Below are 17,145 nucleotides of genomic sequence, written 5' to 3' on the forward strand. Positions count from 1 at the left end.
GCCTTCCTGACATGAGTACAAGATTTTTATATACCTGCCCCATCCGTAAGCTCTAATTCATCCAGGGAATCCAGCAGCTTAAGCACGCGGAGCCGAAGCTCTTGAAAGGATGAAGTCGTTTTCTTCCGGGGATAGGGAAGATCGATCGGCACGATGCTCTTGATTTGACCCGGCCGCGGCTTGAGAATGACGACCCGGTTGGCCAGAAATACGGCTTCATCAATGTCATGGGTGACAAAAATCATCGTCGTCTGATTTCTGCGCCAAATGTCCAGCAGCACATCCTGCATATGCGCCCTGGTGAACGCGTCCAATGCGCCAAACGGTTCATCCAGCAGCAGCACCCGGGGATTACGCAGCAGCGCCCTTGCGATTGCCACCCGTTGGGCCATGCCTCCGGACAGCTCTTTGGGATAGGCTTTTTCAAAGCCCCTAAGTTTGACCAGTTCGATGAGTTCATCGACCTTGCGCCTAACCTCGGGATCACGCAGTGACAGATCCGCGGCAATATTTTTTTCCACCGTCAGCCAAGGAAATAGACGATGCTCCTGAAAAATAAATCCTTTGTCGATTCCCGGTCCCGTAATGTTCTGGCCGCCAAGTGTAATGGTGCCGGAATACTGTCCGTCCAGCCCGGCGATGATGCGCAGCAGCGTGCTTTTCCCGCAGCCGCTCGGACCGATGACCGTAATGAACTCTCCTTCCCGGATGTTCAAATCCACTTTGTGCAATGCTTCAACACGTCCTTTGGCTGTTTCAAAGCTTTTACTCAGCGCCGTGATGTTTAGCAAAGTCTCCGCCATATGCTCTGCCTCCCTTTAGAAATCAAATGATGCGACAAGCCAAATTGATATTTTCCTACCCGTTTACTTGGATATATGACAGCACTTTATCATTCTAAATCCGATTCAACAAGTAGGGATTAATAAATTCAATTGCTAATTCAAAATTCTGATCCACTCTTTTTAGCGGGGTATACAAAATCTCAGGTTAGGTCGTATGATAGTACGGTAGATTGGTTTTCAGTAATGGAGGTTGTCATCATGATCATCCGAGAAATCGAGGAAAAAGATAATAAGCCGGTCGAGCAGCTAATCCGGACATGCTTGATTGAGTTTGGTGCGAACAAGCCCGGAACCGCCTGGGCCGATCCCGATTTAGGTAACTTTTATCACGTATATCGCCCTGAAGGATCAAAATATTGGGTGGCCGAAGATGAGGGCCGTATTGCCGCCGGATGCGGCATTGGACCTGTGCCAGGTTTCCCGCACATTTGCGAACTGCAGAAAATGTACGCCTGCCAAGAAGCCAGGGGAACGGGGATCGCGGCGGAGCTGCTGCGGGTTGCGCTCGATTTTGCCAAAGAGCATTACGAGCAGTGCTACCTGGAAACATTCCACAACATGACGGCGGCCAACAAATTTTATCTCAAGCACGGGTTTGTTCCGATGGACAAGCCGCTGAGCGCGACCGAACATTTTGCCTGTGACGCCTGGTATATCAAGACGCTGTGAACAGCAAAAAAGCACCCCGCAGGGTGCTTTCATTCGTTTTACACGATCGGCTTTTCCATCACATTATCGTCCATGACAAAACCGTTTCCGATATCGGCCACTTGCGTGCGCACGGTTTTAAACCCTTTTTTCTCATAGACCGCAATCGTCGAGTCGTTATGCCGGTTCACGGTAAGCCAGATGGCGCTTAAGCACCGGTCTTTGCATAGAGTTGTCAGAAACTCCATAGCCCGGCTTGCGTACCCATGCCCCCTGTACTCCTTGGCAATGTACAATTTGCTCAGGAACAGCTTGCCCTCTTCCTGCTTGACTCCGGTATATCCAGCATGGGCCCCGTCAACATTGATAAAGAAATACTCGTATCCTTGATGTTGAATTTGGTCGGTTATCGCGGGAACCGATTGAAATTTGTCGACCATGTACTTGATTTGATCCCGTGTGATGATGCGGATAAAGTATTCGTGCCAAATCCCATAGGCCAGATCAGCCAGTGCCGCAATCTCCTCTTCGGTGTTTACTTGAGTTAACATAACTTCCACTCAGGCTGCCCCCTCATTCCCAGTGCTTAAAGCTGCTGCCATTCTAGCACATCCGATCTTCTCGTGACAAACGTGAGCGTGTTATACACCGCAGCGATCTCTATTCGGAGGGATACTGTTTGACCCTTACCGTTAGACCCTCTAAGTCAAGTCTGGGAAAACCCGTTAATGCATACTCCTCACCGCATAATTCGACACCGCTTTCAATCCATTCGGCATCCTGCTCCGAACTGCGGAACAAGACCTCGACGGCAGAACCTGCAGTTAACATGATACCCGTGTTTCCGACTGTATACTGTCCATCAGCGATCTTTATCAAGGCACCTTGGGCAATCACGCGTGCCCCAATACCTTGAATCAGGCGGCGGACGGCGGATAGCTCGTCTTCCAATTTTGCGAATGTCGAACACAGATACATATCGTCCGGATCAGCCGGGTCAAAATGGTCACTCCACGTGCCGTCAATCTGCCGAAGGCCATGGGTGATTTCTTTCAGATGGGCTTCCAAGTTTAATAGTTCCTGTAGCATCGTATCCTTTGTCATGCGAACCCCTTATCCATAAAAAATTTATTGACGCTGTCTCACCAAAAACGTTTTCTGAACATGACAATCCCGGCAAGCAACCACAGCAAGCCTGAGAGCTAAATGATTCGGTAATCGCTTACAAAAACAGTTTGAATCGAACGCACCATTCATGATATGGTACTCAAGTATGCTCCACTAAACTATAATAAAGTTTGTAACAAGTAAACAGGAATTTTCACATTCATCAGCCTATAATCCGGTTTGCAAAAACTAATGATGACTGAATTTCTTTATTACAACTATGCTTATTATAAAAGTAAACCATTTTTAGAATCCATAGAGCAACTAAATATTATTTGTAATTATTAAATATAGTTTTCATCATGCCGTCCGAATGTGGATAAAACGGAACAAGGGGGATTCCGCATGGATTTGAAAAGGCTGCAAAATCTCGTTCCAGACGTTGTTTTCTTCGTGGACAGGCGCTGTTTCCCACAATGGGAAATTATTCGCCAGACGATCAATTTTCAGGATTTGACGTTTGTTGTCGAAGGGAAATCCAATTATTTTATTAATGGCGTTAAATATACGGTGGAAGCCGGGGATGTGATTTACATACCCGTAGGCAGCGTTCGCGAAGCTTACACCTTTACGGACTGTCCCATGCACTCTTACGCATTCAACTTCAAATGGCTTGCTCCCGGCAGATCGGAAGCGCTTCCACTTCAGACCGTTACGAAAAACCTCATCACGAGCGAAATCCTGGGTTACATCAAACAGTTCACCCAGGTTTGGATGCGCAAGCATCCGGGCTATATCATGCATGCAAGAGCGCTGTTTATGCTTATCGTCCATCATGTCCTCATCACCAATACCTACCGCAGCGCCGGACATCATCCTGTTGATCCACGCGTCAACAAGGTGCTCGAATATATTATCGACCATTATCCGGAGGATCTGCATTTAAGTGGGATGGCGGATATCGTCAACCTGAACCCCGTTTATTTCGGCAAATTGTTCAAACAAGTCACAGGATATTCCTTCAAGGAATATGTGAACCAGATCCGGATTAATCAAGCGGAAATGCTCTTATCCACCGGAGGCTTCACCGTGACCCAGGTTGCGGACCGCTGCGGATTCCATGATATATCGTATTTCAGCAACGTATTTAAGTCGATCAAAGGATATCCTCCTTCAGCCGTTTCGAAGTCATGACAAAGGTCAGAAATCCGGAATGCTGAACCGCCTCCTGGGTGGAATATATTACCTCTGTCCCCCCCCGGTTTCTCCACTAAATAAACGAGTGCATGGTACCGATATATTGGTTATTCCAATCCGAGAGGGTGCACAAACGTGAAATCAAAGAAGATATTTAGATTCCGGAGTTTAATGGCGCTGAGCACGCTGCTGCTGGCCGTTCTGTTCGTCGTCGTGATCAGCGCTCAAACGTGGATCTCCTATAATGAGCAGAAAAGTCTGTTCCAGGAACGGTTTGAAGGGCTCGGAAGCGTTCTTGAGTCCCAGCTGGATACCAATATAAGCCAAGTGAAGCAGATTGCCAAAGCGGTAGCTAATCATGAGCCGACGGATACGGAGCCTTTTCAGGTCATTCGCAGTCAGCTGAAGGCGATGGTTAGCAAAGACCAAGGCATTGGCAACGCCTATATTCTGACTACAGAAAAAATGGAACGCAACGGTAACAGAGCCGTTATGAATTTGCAGGGCCCGGATGATCAAATGCTGCAGCCGGGAACGGAATACGTGATGCCTGCTTATTTTGAACATGCTTTTGATCAGACGATAAAAGAAGGCTCGGCCGTAACCGTTCCTTACGACGATGAGTTGGGGACCTGGGTGACCTATCTTTCAGCCGTGACAGATGAACAAGGGAACATCGTCTCGGTCTTCGGCATCGATTTCGACTATGACGGAATTCAGGCGCGCCTCTCCGAAATTCTTTGGACAAGCCTGGCAGTTGGAGCCGCGTTCCTCGTCGCAGCCATCATTATTGTATCGGTAGCAGTCCGATATGCCCTTAAACCCCTTCGCCGACTGGCGGAAGTGTCCCAATTGGCTGCCGAAGGCGATTTGACCGTCAGTATCCCGGTCAAAAGCAGAAACGAGATCGGCCAAGCAGCAGATGCGTTTAATAGTATGGTTTCGAGCTTGCGTGAGCTGGCTGGCAATGTTCAGCATACTTCCCGCGAAGTTACCGATGAAGCCAAGCTGATGCAGGAAAGTGCCCAGCAAACGGCGCAGGCCACTAACGAAATTACCGAAGCGATCAGCCAGGTCGCCGCTGATTCGGAGACGCAGCTTCATAGCTCGACGGAAAGCCAGCGGGCTATGTCCGAAATGGCCGTGGGCATCCAGCGTATCGCCGAGTCCTCCAGCGTTGTCTCGGATCTTGCTGCGAATACGACCGAGCGCGCAGTTGAAGGCGAATCCGTCATGAAGAAATCACTGGAGCAGATGCAGACAATTGAGAACAATTTGTCTGATTCCGTTGGAACCATGCGGGAGCTGGAAGAGCTGAGCCGGCAAATCGGGGGAATTCTGGCCCTCATTGCGGATGTGGCCAACCAGACGAACCTTCTGGCCCTTAACGCTTCCATCGAAGCGGCCCGGGCTGGCGAGCACGGCCGCGGATTTGCCGTGGTCGCCCAGCAAATCCGCAAGCTGGCAGAGCAGTCGAAAAATTCGTCCGAGCAGGTGAAAGAAATCCTCGAAGGCATCGGAGACCGGACGAATGAGGCGGTAGCTTCCCTCCAGCGTTCTTCCGACGAGGCCCGCATGGGTACGCAGATCGCGCTGCAGGCCGGCGACAGTTTCCGCGCCATCGTGCAGGCCATCCGCGAAGTGTCCGCCCAGGTCCAGGAAGTATCTGCTGCCTCGGAGCAGATGTCCGCGGGCAGCGAGGAAATTGCGGCTTCGCTGGAAGAGCTGGAGCGCATCACCACCTCCTCCGCCATGCAAACACAGCGCGTTGCGGCTTCTTCCGAGGAGCAGCTCGCATCGATGGAAGAAATCGCGAGCTCTTCCGAGCAGCTTCTGACGATGGCGCGCAACCTGTCGCAAATCATCAGCAAGTTCCGGGTATAACTCGAATCATCTTCAAAAAGGGTAAGCCTAATGGCTTACCCTTTTTTTAACGGAGATGTCGTGCCCTGCTGACCCCGTTTTCTATTTCCCCAATCCCTATTCCACCTTAAAATGATCTGCACAAAAAAGCTGCGACGGATCGCAGCTATAGATTATTGAATCAAATGATTCAACCTCTAGGACTCAAAAGGATAAAATACGTTCCATGATTCGTACCAGCATACCTAGAGCATTCTCAGCAAAGTTGACCGAGTGATCGATCAGCCGCCCGAAGCAGGAAATCAGAATGATAAACAGCATGACGTAGAGTGCGATATTTAATAGATGGTTTTCTTGTTTGTCTTCCATTACGGTTCACCTTCACTTTCCCTTTCCTTATTTAATCAAAGTATACATGTGAACCGGCTTGCCACCTATTGATTTCACTTACACCTATCTTACACACTTGTAAGTTCCGGGGATGATCCGTCACCTAAAGAGCTGAAAATTTAGCTGCATTTAACCGGCTTGCCCCACCGTTTCTGTGATATATTGAGGTTAAAGCTGGAAGTCCAAATCATGCAGTGGAGAATAGGAGGACGTAAAGCGTGACCACATTTCCTCAGATCACAGACGATGAGCGAATCAGGCGGCTGCAGCATCCCGGAAGACCGGTAAGAATCGTTTTGGATACGGATACCTTTAACGAAATCGATGATCAGTTCGCTGTCATCTATGCCATGAAATCAGGCACCAGCGTTACTGTTGAGGCCTTGTATGCCGCGCCTTTTTACAACGAACTGTCGGAAAGCCCGTTGGACGGCATGGAAAAAAGCTACCAGGAGATCTTGAAAATCCGGCAGCTTGCCCAGCGGGAGGATATCCCCGTTCACCGGGGATCAGCGAGCTATCTTCCCGGCGCTGATGTGCCTGTGGACAGCGATGCGGCACGGGATTTGGTCCAACGGGCTCTGGCCTCTTCACCGGACGATCCGCTGTATGTCGTTGCGATCGGAGCCATCACGAATGTGGCCTCGGCCATTCTGCTGGAACCGGAGATTATCAACCGGATCGTCGTCGTATGGCTGGGCGGCCATTCGCTGCATTGGCCGGATACGCGCGAGTTCAACCTCGCGCAGGATCTGCATGGCTCAAGGCTGCTGCTCGGCTGCGGTGTCCCTCTTGTTCTCGTCCCATGCATGGGAACGGCATCTCATCTCCTGACGACCCTCTCGGAACTGGAAACCCATATGAAGCATAAGGGAGTAGTGGGACAATATCTCTATGACACGTACCGGAATTGTTCGCCGGATCATTACGCGTATTCCCGCGTCATTTGGGACATCTCTGTCATCGCCTGGCTGGCTGTTCCGGAAGCCTGCCCCAGCATTTTGGTTCCCAGCCCGCGAATTTCAGAAGATTTCCGTTGGGTGAATGACCCTACGCGGCATCAGATCCGTTATATTTACCATGTGAACCGGGATGCCGTATTCCGCGATCTGTTCAACAAGATTGCCGAAGTGAAGTAATTTCTTATGAGCTGCTGCTCCCTTGATAGGAAGTAGTCGGCTCTTTTTTAAAATATATGAAAGTACATGTACCCGGGGACTTGCTGCCTCTGATCGCAAAATTCGCCAGAAAAACACCTGCTAAATGCGGTCTGGCTCCGTTGAATGTACATTGTACAAAGATTTTCTAATAATTCGACAAAAATCTTGATTAATTTCTGGAATTCTGTTTAATTATAGTTGATTAACGATTGTGTATGGGGGTGACCATTCCAATTTGAATAAGGAAATGATTCTTTCTGCAGCTGAAACGAATACAGAAATTACGATTCATCTGGTGAGCGGAGAGTTCTATACCGGAGTTTGCCATAGAACCGACGACCCCCGGACATTCGTTATCGTTTCTAATGACCGTAAACCTGTCACCGTCCCCTTTTGGACCGTCAAACGCGTTCAATGGGTTCATTCATAAAGACTCTGCCAGTATGACTGGCGGAGTCTTTCTTTCATATGATTGAATTCATCAATTTTCAGCGATGCTGAATGAATCCCTCTGCTTCCTCAATCCGCAGAAATAACGGGCGCTCGTCAGGTGTACGGTTGGGAGCATGGAGGGTCAATACAAGCTTACCGTCAAACGTCCGGAATACCATGCCATGTCCTCCGTCATTCCGATACAGTGCTTCCGGCTGATGTATCCATGGTCCGGTGACGCCCCCTGTCGCCGAGCGCGCAACACCCAGCGCATACCAGTTGTCGATAAAGCTGGCCCACAGCATGTATACATGACCGGATTCACCGCGGAACAAAAAGGGGCCGTCCGTGACATAATTGACCGTTTCCTTATATCGCGGCGACTCGTAGGGCGTCGTCCACGGCGCTTCAGATGCCCGAAACAGCGTGATTGGTTCTCCGGCCGGCTCGGATAAATCGCTGCTCAATCGCATCGCACACACTTCACCGTCCCCGACCTGCTGCCATTCGTGGCAGAAGATCATCCATGGCTGCCCTTCTGGGTCCATAAATAGGCTCCCATCCAGTGAACTCCAGGCTTCCGGAGTGACAGGGCCGCTGCTGTGAGGCATGAATGGCCCCAGCGGACCGGGTGACGACAGAACTGACGTGCCAAGACGCCCGTTGTCGCGCCGGCGAAACGTGGCGAACATATAGAATTTATCGTGCAATGCATAAACCTCAGGCGCCCAAAAATTCGTATCGGAATAAAAATCGGCTCCGGGCCTGAATACAGGGTACGGCCCGTCCCAATCCTCCAGATCGTTGCTGATATAGGCGTCGAATCCGGTTCCACGCCCCCAAATGTTAGCATCCGTACTCCCGTATAAATAATATCTGCCTTCCTCTGGGAGGGGTAATACAAACGGGTCCCGAATCTGAATCTCTTTCCTTTTCATGGCAAGACCTCCTTAAGAATATGTCGGATAAATGATGCCAACATCTCTGGCTTGTTTCAGTTCTCCATCGCCGTACTTGAGATACTCATTACCTTTGACCGAAAAAGGGATGCTCCGGCCTTCCCATTCCAATCGGCCATCAACCGTCCGCACACTCATTCCAAGAATACCCCGCAGGCTTCCCTCCCGGTCCGTAACGACCCGGACGCCGGAAGGGAATTTCATATAAGCTTGACCCTCCCGGTAAATGACCGATTTGTCACGCAGATTGACCAGCTCATAGAGCACCCTGTCTATGGATCGTGCATAAGCCGTCTCGCCGGCGACCTCCTCTCCATGATCCATCGCAGACGGGAGAAGCCCTGTAAACCAGACTTCCCCATCGGGTCTAGGCAGGATTCCGCTAAGCCGTTCCACGTAGTCGAGCAGGCACAAGATGGCAGGCGAATAGGCTTCGGTAAAGCCCTCTTCCCCTGTCCAGGGACTGATGGTCTGCGCGAAACGCTCGGCCCTGGCCAATGAACACAAGATCGGCTGCATGGCCCATGTCAGCTCGACATGCCGGTGATGGTGCTCAAAGGCATGCGGTGCCCGGATCAGGCTGAGAAAGTTGGACGGCCCCGCCCAGCTGTTGTAGCTGGAGAACGGGTCGAACCGCGGATCATCCATCGCAATGGAGGTAAACGGATATTTGGCAAAAAACTTGCGCGTATTCAGCAAGTAACGCGACAGCATCGCATCAAAAAATTCACGGTCACCGACTTCACAGGCGAGTACGCGCAGCAGAACATCGGACTGAACACGGACAAATCGGTTCTGACGGTCACGGTCGTAGAAAAAGGCGTCTTCCTCGTCAAAACAGTACCCGAAGAGGCTGTCAGCGCTCTGCTTAGCTTTGGAAATCCACCCCTCGCCAAGCAAGCCCAGCTCCTCGGCGATTTTGGCCAAATACAAACGCTGACAATATACGTTCGCCGTAAGGTCCGGCGCCAGAAACGGTAAAACCGGCGAATCGGAATCGAACCGGCTCGGATCGCCATGGTGTGGCGTGTCCGGCACATGCCAGAAGCGCGGCGACAGATCATGGCCCGTATCGAAGGCCGAAAATGCCTCGACACAGCCGGTCCCCCGGGTATTACGTTGAGCAGCCAACCAGACATCATAGCGTTCCATCGCCTGGTACATCATCCGCAGAAACGCATGGTCCCGCCCTTGCAGCAAATAATGATTCCAGACGCTGCGGGCAAGCGGGGTAACAAGCTGGATTTGACGGTAAGCCGGCCCGTCGCCCGTAATTTTGTAAGGGAGCAGACCATCGGCCCGCTGGTGCAGCGCAAAGGAGCGGAACGTCGATTGCGCCACGCTCGGCAGGAAACGTGACAGCAGCTCCGCGTTGATCGTGCCGGTGCTTTCGAGCCAGCAGCCAAGATATATCCCTCCTTCCTGCAGCATCGGTACGCCGCCAACAATAGCGATGCAGTCAAGCAGCCTGCGAACCGCCTTGTAATAGACACTTTCAAGCTTGCCTTCGGATGCGGCAAACCGGACACCGCTCCGCTTCCACTCGGCAGCAACATCTAAGTCCGGCGCTTTCCCGGGCTCTCCAATCCGATGTTCCACGTTCACCGCCCTTAATTTTTCTAACAGCGCCTTCTCATCCACGATCATTCTCCTCGCTTTCCGTGTTTCTTCTATCAGAAAAAAGCCCCGCCAAGTCTCTGCCGCAGCGGATGACCTTTCGGGGCCATTGATTATGGGATCGGCGTCATCGCCAGATATGCCGGATACTGCCGAATACTTATTGATTGCTTTGGAAAATTTTTACTGTTCCCGCATAGAAATCAGACACCGCTTTTTCCACGCCTTCTTTCCCGAAGCCGATCAGCTGGACCGTATTATCCGCAAGCTTGATAAACTCGGCGTTCCCCGGTGGGTTGTAGCTGATCGCAAAAGGCTCCTTCTTGTTCGCTTCGGACACGCGGCTCGTGAAGTCATAGACGATCTTGTCGGCAGTGCTGGCCTCGGCCTCCAGCGTCTTGCGGCCTTCCTCCGTCACTGGAACGCCCCGGTTGCTGCCGAGTATTTTCACAGCCTCCGGATCGTTAATCCAAAAGTCCATCAGCTCGGCCACTTCCTTCGGATGCTGGGTCTTCGCGTAGCCGGACATGCCCTGGCTGGATTCGAACACCACGCCGGTTCCTTTCGGACCGCGCGGTACCTGCACCATCGTCAATTCATCTTGGGTCAGGCTTTGGTACGAGGCCAGCATATTGGACGGAAGCAGGGTCATTGCTACTTTTCCTTTGATGATCAGAGACTTGCTCGCATCATTCGCCGGATTGGAGACCTGAAGCTCAGGCGTGACTACGCCTCCTGCCTTCGACGTTTGATCCCAGTACTGGAACCATGGCAGAATATCGGCTTCCTCAAAACCAAGCTTGTTGTTTGTCATGTCATACAGCTGCTTGCCGTTCTGCTTCAAATAAATGTCCATGCCGTCGGTTGTGAAATTGTAAGTCCCATAGTAGCCTTTGCCCAGCTTGTCGGAAATTTCCTTGCTGATCCGGGCGTAATCTTCCCAGTTCCAGCCATCCTGCGGCACTTCGATGCCGGCTTTCTCAAAAAGCGTCTTGTTGATAACGATGCCGCGGGCATTGGCGCCTGCTGAAATATGAACCAGCTTGCCGTTGATCGTTCCGTACTGCACCATCGTCGTGTCCATATCGTCAAGCTTCAGCTCATTGCCTTTATAAGGTCGGAGATCCAGCAGAACGCCCTTGTTGGCGTAGTCCACCACATTGCCTCCCAGAAAAAAAACGTCCGGAGCTGTTCCCGAAGCCAGCTGCGTGTTCAGCTTGTCAAAATAACCGTCCTGCGGCGAGAACTCGCCCACGACTTTAATATCCGGATGCTTCTGCTCGAACAGCTCAAGCGCCTTATTCGTCAAATCCGCCCGAGCCTGGTCCCCCCACCACATCATCCTGAGCTCGACCTGGTCGCCTCCGGAATTCGCTTCCCCGCCGGATCCGCTGGAAGCAGCCGGGCCGCCCGAACTGCCGCATGCCGACAGCATCACGGTCATGGCCGACAGCACAGAGATGAACCATCTTTTTTTCATGTTCCATTTCTCCTTCATCGCTATAAGTTTTATGAAGCGTTTGCACAATTGTCATTCCTGTCGCAGACTGCTGCTCTCCTCATTCGGTGTCTTCAGAACTGCGCAGGGGTTATTTCAGCCCTGTCGTCGCGATGCCTTCCAGGAAGTACCGCTGGAACATCAGAAAAATCAGCGTGATCGGGAGCAGCGACAGCACGGAAATGGCGAGCAGTGCCCCCCAATCGGATGAGCCCGATGGATCGTACAGCGCCCGGATGCCGAGCTGCACGGTAAACAGCTTGATATCGCTGATGTAAATCATCTGGCTGAAGAAATCGTCCCACGTCCAGATAAACGTAAAGATCGCAGTTGAGATCAGCGCCGGGGTTAACAGGGGCAGAATGATCCGCAGGTACAGCTTGCCCTGGCCGCAGCCGTCGATCGTCGCGCTCTCGTCCAGCTCGCGCGGGATGCCGCGAATGAACTGAACCATCAGCAGGATAAAGAAAGAGTCGTGAGCCAGCCATTTGGGCAGGATCAGCGGTGCAAACGTGTTAATCCAGCCTAACTTGCTGAAAATGATATACTGCGGCACAAGCGTCACATGATAAGGCAGCATGATCGTCACCAGCATCAGTGCAAACCATATTTTTTTCAGCTTGAATTCCAGCCGGGCAAAGGCGTAAGCCGCAAGCGAGCAGGTCACGATGTTACCCAGCACGCAGAGGATGGAGATGAGCGCCGAGTTGCCGAAAAAGCGGCTGAAGGATACGCCTTGAAAGCCCTTCCAACCATTTTTGTAATTATCGAACGTAAAGCTGTGCGACCATAAACCGGTATCGGTAAAAATCGCTTGATTTGGCTTAAAGGAGCTGCTGAGCAGCCACAATACGGGATACAGCATAGCCAGTCCGACCAGGAGGATCAGCACATGCCTGATGGCCTTTGAGTAAGTTCCTTTCATCGTCAGCATGGCTTATCTCCCCTCTTTCCCGTCGCCGTAGAACACCCAGAAGCGCGACGTGGCAAAGATAATGCCCGTAAAGACGGCAATAATGAGCAGCATGATCCAGGCCAGCGCCGATGCATATCCCATATCGAAATAGGAGAAGCCTTTCAAATACAGGTATAACGTGTAGAACATCGAGGCATCCAGCGGTCCTCCGTGACCGTCGCCGATGACGTAAGCCGGCGTAAACGCCTGAAACGAATTGATAATGCTCATGATCAGATTAAAAAAGAGAACAGGCGTCAGCATCGGCAGCGATATGCTGAAAAACTGGCGTATTTTCCCGGCGCCATCTACTTGGGACGCTTCATACAGATCGGCCGGCACCTGCTTCAGGCCTGCTAAAAAGATGACCATCGCCGAGCCGAACTGCCAAACCGACAGCGTGACGATCGGATAAATCAGATAATCGGGGTTGGCGATCCATGCTGGCCCTTCCAGGCCGAACCACCCAAGGAACGCATTCATAACGCCTTCGCTGTCAAAGATTTGCCGCCAAACGATGGAGATGGCAACACTTCCTCCGAGAAGGGACGGAATGTAATAGACGGTCCGGTAGATGCCCAGCCCACGAATCCCCTTGTTCAGTGCCAGCGCCACGACCAGCGCAAAAATGATACGGAGCGGAACGGACAGCAGCACGTACACGAATGTCAGCTGCAGCGAATGCGTAAACGTCGCGTCATTCGTAAAGATCTGCTTGAAATTGGCGAAACCGATCCATTCGGGTGGACGCAGCAAGTTGTATTTGGTCAGCGACAAATACAGCGAGCCGAGCATCGGTCCGAGCGTGAGGCAAAAAAAGCCGATAAGCCATGGCAGCAAAAAAGCGTACGCCGTACGGTTGTGCGAATGGATCGGCAGCCTGCGTGATGTTCGCATCGCGAATCCTCCTTCTGATGTTGGTAAGAACATCATAAGCAAGATGCGGCACGCGCTGAATTCTATTTCTTCGGCACTTCGCTATCAATTTTTTCAGGTAACTCTCTCGGTCATCTCTCGCGGAAATCGGAAGGAGAAATGCCGTATATCTTTTTGAATTTCGAGCTGAAGTAGCTGGCATTGCTGAAGCCCGTAAGTTCGGCTATATCCCACAGGCTGAGCTGGGTCTCCTCCAGCAGCCGGATCGCCTGCGTCATCCGCACATCGGTCAAGTACTGAATGAAGGTTCGCCCGACCCGTTTCTTGAACAATTCCGAGAAATAAGAAGGATGATAGTTAAAACGGGCAGCCATATCGCTCAAGTTCAAGTCTGATGCATAGTGGTCATCAATATAGCGGCGGACGGATTCAATCAGGTTGACATCGGCATCGGCAGCGCCTTCTTCGCGCTGTCTGGCGATTTTCCGGGCGATCCCTGCAAGGTACGAGTACGCCTTATCCACCGAATCCAATGAATAGGCCAACTCCGGCCGGAGCCACAGTTGTTCTGTACTCTCGATCCTGATGAGCAAATCGCTCGCTGCCGACTCCAGAGCCAGGTACAACTGAAAAATGACTTTTACCCTACTGGCAGCAGGCCCTGTAAAAGCCAGTCGGAGAATGGGGCGGACGGCCTGATCAAACGCAGCATATTCACCTTTGGCCAGGTACCGTTCGATGACTTTGATTTCATCCGCGCTTATGGACGTTTTGTCGATGGATTGGAGACGGGTCTCGGCCGGCAAACGGCTGTCAGCATAGTTCCAGGCCACAAGCGATGAGAGGTAGCCGTCCTTCCAAGCCTTGAAGCCTGCTACGGATTGGCCGATACCGAAGCCCAGCTCAAACCCAAGCATACGCTTCACTTCTGACCGGAGGTGATCTGCAAAAGAGTACAGCCAGTCCACGGACTCCGCGGTGACCACATGAATCAGCCCCGGATAATGCCCGTCCCGGAACGCCTCGCATTTTCCAGCTGCGTCTTCTGCCTTTTCACGGCAGATCATTTCCAGCGGGAGAAGGAATTGATCGGGTGCCCGATCCGGCGCATGTCCGATATCCATCACCTTCAGGCCGAGGGTCATAAAGCGCACTTGACGCTCATCCCAACCGCCAAGCCCGAATCTACGGGCGTGGTCCGTAACTTTGCTCTCCGACCCGGTTTCCCAGTGGACGAGCCGAAGGATAAATTGCTCCTTCATCTCCCTGTAATATTGCGACAGCTCCCACTGCGTTTTGGCCTCTAGCTGCGCTTTATCCCGTTCCCGGTTCAGCTCGGCGGTGACGTTTTTCAGGACGGAATTCAGCTCATCGCGGGCGACCGGCTTCAGCAGGTATTCGCTCGCCTGGAAGCGGAGTGCAGCCCGAGCGTACTGAAAATCCTCATAGCCGGTAATGACGATGACCCTGACGTTCGGGCAGCGTTCCCTGCACACTTCCATAAACTGCACACCACCCATGAGCGGCATGTTCATGTCGGTAAGGACGATCTCGATATCACCGTTCTCCAGAAGGGACAGCGCCTCCGCCCCGTTCGACGCTTCGCCGGCCAGCGCAATGCCAAGACCGTCTACATCCACCTTGAGCCGCAGACCTTGGCGGATCTCCGGTTCGTCATCCACGATCAATAAGCGATACATCGTTATACACCTCCCTAATCGGTAACATCAGTTCAATTCGCATTCCCCCACCGGGCTTTGAATCCAGATGAGCCTCGAACAACGAGCCATAGTACAGCCGGCACCTCGCAAGTACATTCCCGAGTCCGATCTGCCGTTCCCGGCTGGCCAGAATTTGGTCCGGGCGGGCGGCCGCTGCTTCTTCCAGCACCTCGCGGATCTGTTCCTCCGTCATTCCGGGCCCGTTGTCCGTGACGGACATGACCACATGGCTGTCCCTTCGGTACACCCTGACGGATACACGCGCTTCAGTCCGATGCGCGAAACTGTATTTTACGGCGTTCTCGAGCAGAGGCTGAAGGACAAACTTGACACATGCGGCTTGCTCCGGCAGGCCGTCCTCTTCCACGGACAGCCAGAGCCGGTCCCCGAAGCGGATGCGCAGAATGGAAGCATAATCATGAACGTATTTCAGCTCCTCTTTCAAGGCGACCAAATCGTCGCTGATCCGCAAGCCGAAGCGCAGCATTTTTCCGAGCGACTCGATAACCTTTACGGTATCGTCCGTACGCCTCTGCATCGCCAGGCTGCTGAGCAGCTCCAGCGTATTGAACAAAAAATGAGGATTAATCTGCATCAGCAGCGCCTTATATTCGGCCTGCTGCCGGAGCAGCTTCAGTTCGAATTCGGTTTTGATATGCTGCCGCAGCCTGCCGATCATGTTGCGGAATGTCGCTGTGGCAAACCCGACCTCATTTCGGACGGTGCCTTCCAGAGGCAGCCGGCTCTCCGCGCTGTCAAAATCCCCCCGCTGCACATGCCGCATGGCGGAGACGAGCCTTGACAGGGGCCGCGTAATCCCGTTCGACAGCCAGAAGGCGACGAAGAGCGAGATCAGCAGCAGCGCCGCCGCCAGCACCATAATACTGTTGCGCAGCTTAAGCAGCGGAGCGTACAGATCGCTCTCCGGGACGATGCCAACAAGCATCCAACCGTTTTGAGCCAGCTTTTTGTAAACGAGGATTTGCGCTTCACCCTGGTTGTTCTTGAAATAGACGACGCCCTGCTTGCTTCGCCCTGCCTGCGCCCTGGCGACCTCGTTCTTGGCAAGATTGGCGCTCGTTTCATAATCCGCTTGGGTCAGGAGCGGACTCCCATGCTGATCGATTAAATACATCGTCCCGCTCTCGCCCAAATGGATCCTGCTCAGCGGTTCCAGAAAATAATCGGCGCTTACGTTGACCTTCAGAAGCGTTTTCGCCTGCTTCGGTTCAAATGCCCCGATCGGCATCAGCATGCTGACGACCGGATGGTCGCTGCGGCGGATTTTCAATTCCACATCGTCGGTGTGCGCCGGCACCCAGCGGACCGTCTTGTCCCGAAACTGCTTGTACCAGGACTGATCCAGAAAGGAGATTTCCTTGATGACCTGGTTATCCATACTGACCCACAAGCCTTCCCTGCGGTACAGCGCGACCGATGAGATGCTGGTATAACTGTTGGTCGTCTGCGTCAGAAACTTGCTCATCTGGATATGGGCAAGCATCTTATCCCCTTCCGTTGCCGACGTGTCCGATGCGATGTTATCCCAGGTATCGGTCTGGTCGCTGTTAAAGATCAGGGAAGCCAAGTCGTAAATTTGCGTCTGCACCATGTCGATGTAGGAACCGTATTCATTCATTTTCTCGAGCGCGGACGATTCAATATAGGAACGGATAATCGTTCGTGATTCGTTAAAAATGAGAAGAGACAATGCACTGAACGACAAAACGAACAACAACACAAAAAATAAGATCAGCCTGCTTCTGAGCGAGTAGAACATGACGAACCTTCCTCCCGTTAATTTGACAGCGCTTTCGCGATACTGATGAACACATCATACCAAATCAGGTTCAACCCTGTGTGCCATGCCTTTCCTG

The 17,145-nt window shown here is 52.2% G+C and carries 15 protein-coding genes; 4 read left to right on the plus strand and 11 right to left on the minus strand.

The window, feature by feature from the left end; genetic code table 11:
* Positions 1-26: 26 nt before the first annotated feature.
* Positions 27-803, minus strand: a complete 777-nt coding sequence (locus tag K2F33_RS24910) for an ABC transporter ATP-binding protein (RefSeq protein ID WP_076166172.1) — start codon at positions 801-803, stop codon at positions 27-29.
* Positions 804-1,043: 240 nt separating this feature from the next.
* Here K2F33_RS24910 and K2F33_RS24915 point away from each other — a divergent pair, with 240 nt between their 5' ends.
* On the plus strand, positions 1,044-1,514 hold the full coding sequence (locus K2F33_RS24915) for a GNAT family N-acetyltransferase (RefSeq protein WP_076166176.1): 471 nt from the start codon (positions 1,044-1,046) through the stop codon (positions 1,512-1,514).
* 38 nt (positions 1,515-1,552) lie between these two features.
* Here the strand turns inward: K2F33_RS24915 and K2F33_RS24920 are convergent, their stop codons facing one another.
* Positions 1,553-2,044 (minus strand): GNAT family N-acetyltransferase, encoded by a 492-nt coding sequence (locus tag K2F33_RS24920; protein ID WP_318672624.1) that lies wholly within the window; start codon positions 2,042-2,044, stop codon positions 1,553-1,555.
* 109 nt (positions 2,045-2,153) lie between these two features.
* The gene (locus K2F33_RS24925) at positions 2,154-2,597 is read right to left on the minus strand and encodes a DUF5348 domain-containing protein (protein ID WP_263879286.1); all 444 of its coding nucleotides are present in this window, start codon (positions 2,595-2,597) and stop codon (positions 2,154-2,156) included.
* Between the two features lie 408 nt (positions 2,598-3,005).
* Here K2F33_RS24925 and K2F33_RS24930 point away from each other — a divergent pair, with 408 nt between their 5' ends.
* Both K2F33_RS24930 and K2F33_RS24935 read left to right on the plus strand, forming a co-directional pair.
* The gene (locus K2F33_RS24930) at positions 3,006-3,794 is read left to right on the plus strand and encodes an AraC family transcriptional regulator (protein WP_179231958.1); all 789 of its coding nucleotides are present in this window, start codon (positions 3,006-3,008) and stop codon (positions 3,792-3,794) included.
* Between the two features lie 138 nt (positions 3,795-3,932).
* A complete protein-coding gene (locus K2F33_RS24935; protein ID WP_263879287.1) occupies positions 3,933-5,681 on the plus strand; it encodes a methyl-accepting chemotaxis protein in 1,749 nt (582 codons plus the stop codon).
* A 183-nt stretch (positions 5,682-5,864) separates the two neighbouring features.
* On the opposite strand, the gene K2F33_RS24940 is transcribed toward K2F33_RS24935, so the two are convergent.
* A complete protein-coding gene (locus tag K2F33_RS24940) occupies positions 5,865-6,029 on the minus strand; it encodes a hypothetical protein (protein WP_179231957.1) in 165 nt (54 codons plus the stop codon).
* A gap of 239 nt (positions 6,030-6,268) precedes the next feature.
* Between K2F33_RS24940 and K2F33_RS24945 the strand changes: the two genes are divergently transcribed.
* On the plus strand, positions 6,269-7,189 hold the full coding sequence (locus K2F33_RS24945; RefSeq protein WP_263879290.1) for a nucleoside hydrolase: 921 nt from the start codon (positions 6,269-6,271) through the stop codon (positions 7,187-7,189).
* Positions 7,190-7,698: 509 nt separating this feature from the next.
* Here the strand turns inward: K2F33_RS24945 and K2F33_RS24950 are convergent.
* The 7 genes from K2F33_RS24950 to K2F33_RS24980 all read right to left on the minus strand — a co-directional run bounded on the left by K2F33_RS24950 (position 7,699) and on the right by K2F33_RS24980 (position 17,048).
* Entirely contained in the window at positions 7,699-8,580 is an 882-nt protein-coding gene (locus K2F33_RS24950) for a glycoside hydrolase family 43 protein (RefSeq protein WP_263879292.1), read from the minus strand.
* 12 nt (positions 8,581-8,592) lie between these two features.
* Positions 8,593-10,242, minus strand: a complete 1,650-nt coding sequence (locus tag K2F33_RS24955; protein ID WP_412973943.1) for an MGH1-like glycoside hydrolase domain-containing protein — start codon at positions 10,240-10,242, stop codon at positions 8,593-8,595.
* A gap of 136 nt (positions 10,243-10,378) precedes the next feature.
* Entirely contained in the window at positions 10,379-11,698 is a 1,320-nt protein-coding gene (locus K2F33_RS24960; protein ID WP_263879294.1) for an ABC transporter substrate-binding protein, read from the minus strand.
* A 109-nt stretch (positions 11,699-11,807) separates the two neighbouring features.
* The gene (locus K2F33_RS24965; protein ID WP_373309589.1) at positions 11,808-12,641 is read right to left on the minus strand and encodes a carbohydrate ABC transporter permease; all 834 of its coding nucleotides are present in this window, start codon (positions 12,639-12,641) and stop codon (positions 11,808-11,810) included.
* Between the two features lie 12 nt (positions 12,642-12,653).
* Entirely contained in the window at positions 12,654-13,568 is a 915-nt protein-coding gene (locus tag K2F33_RS24970; protein WP_076166202.1) for a carbohydrate ABC transporter permease, read from the minus strand.
* Positions 13,569-13,678: 110 nt separating this feature from the next.
* On the minus strand, positions 13,679-15,247 hold the full coding sequence (locus tag K2F33_RS24975) for a helix-turn-helix domain-containing protein (protein ID WP_263879298.1): 1,569 nt from the start codon (positions 15,245-15,247) through the stop codon (positions 13,679-13,681).
* A complete protein-coding gene (locus K2F33_RS24980) occupies positions 15,222-17,048 on the minus strand; it encodes a cache domain-containing sensor histidine kinase (RefSeq protein ID WP_263879300.1) in 1,827 nt (608 codons plus the stop codon). Before K2F33_RS24980 ends, K2F33_RS24975 begins: the two co-directional genes overlap by 26 nt.
* Positions 17,049-17,145 lie beyond the last annotated feature (97 nt).

The organism is Paenibacillus sp. PSB04 (genome assembly GCF_025809195.1).
GTDB classification, from domain to species: Bacteria; Bacillota; Bacilli; order Paenibacillales; family Paenibacillaceae; genus Paenibacillus_AQ; species Paenibacillus_AQ favisporus.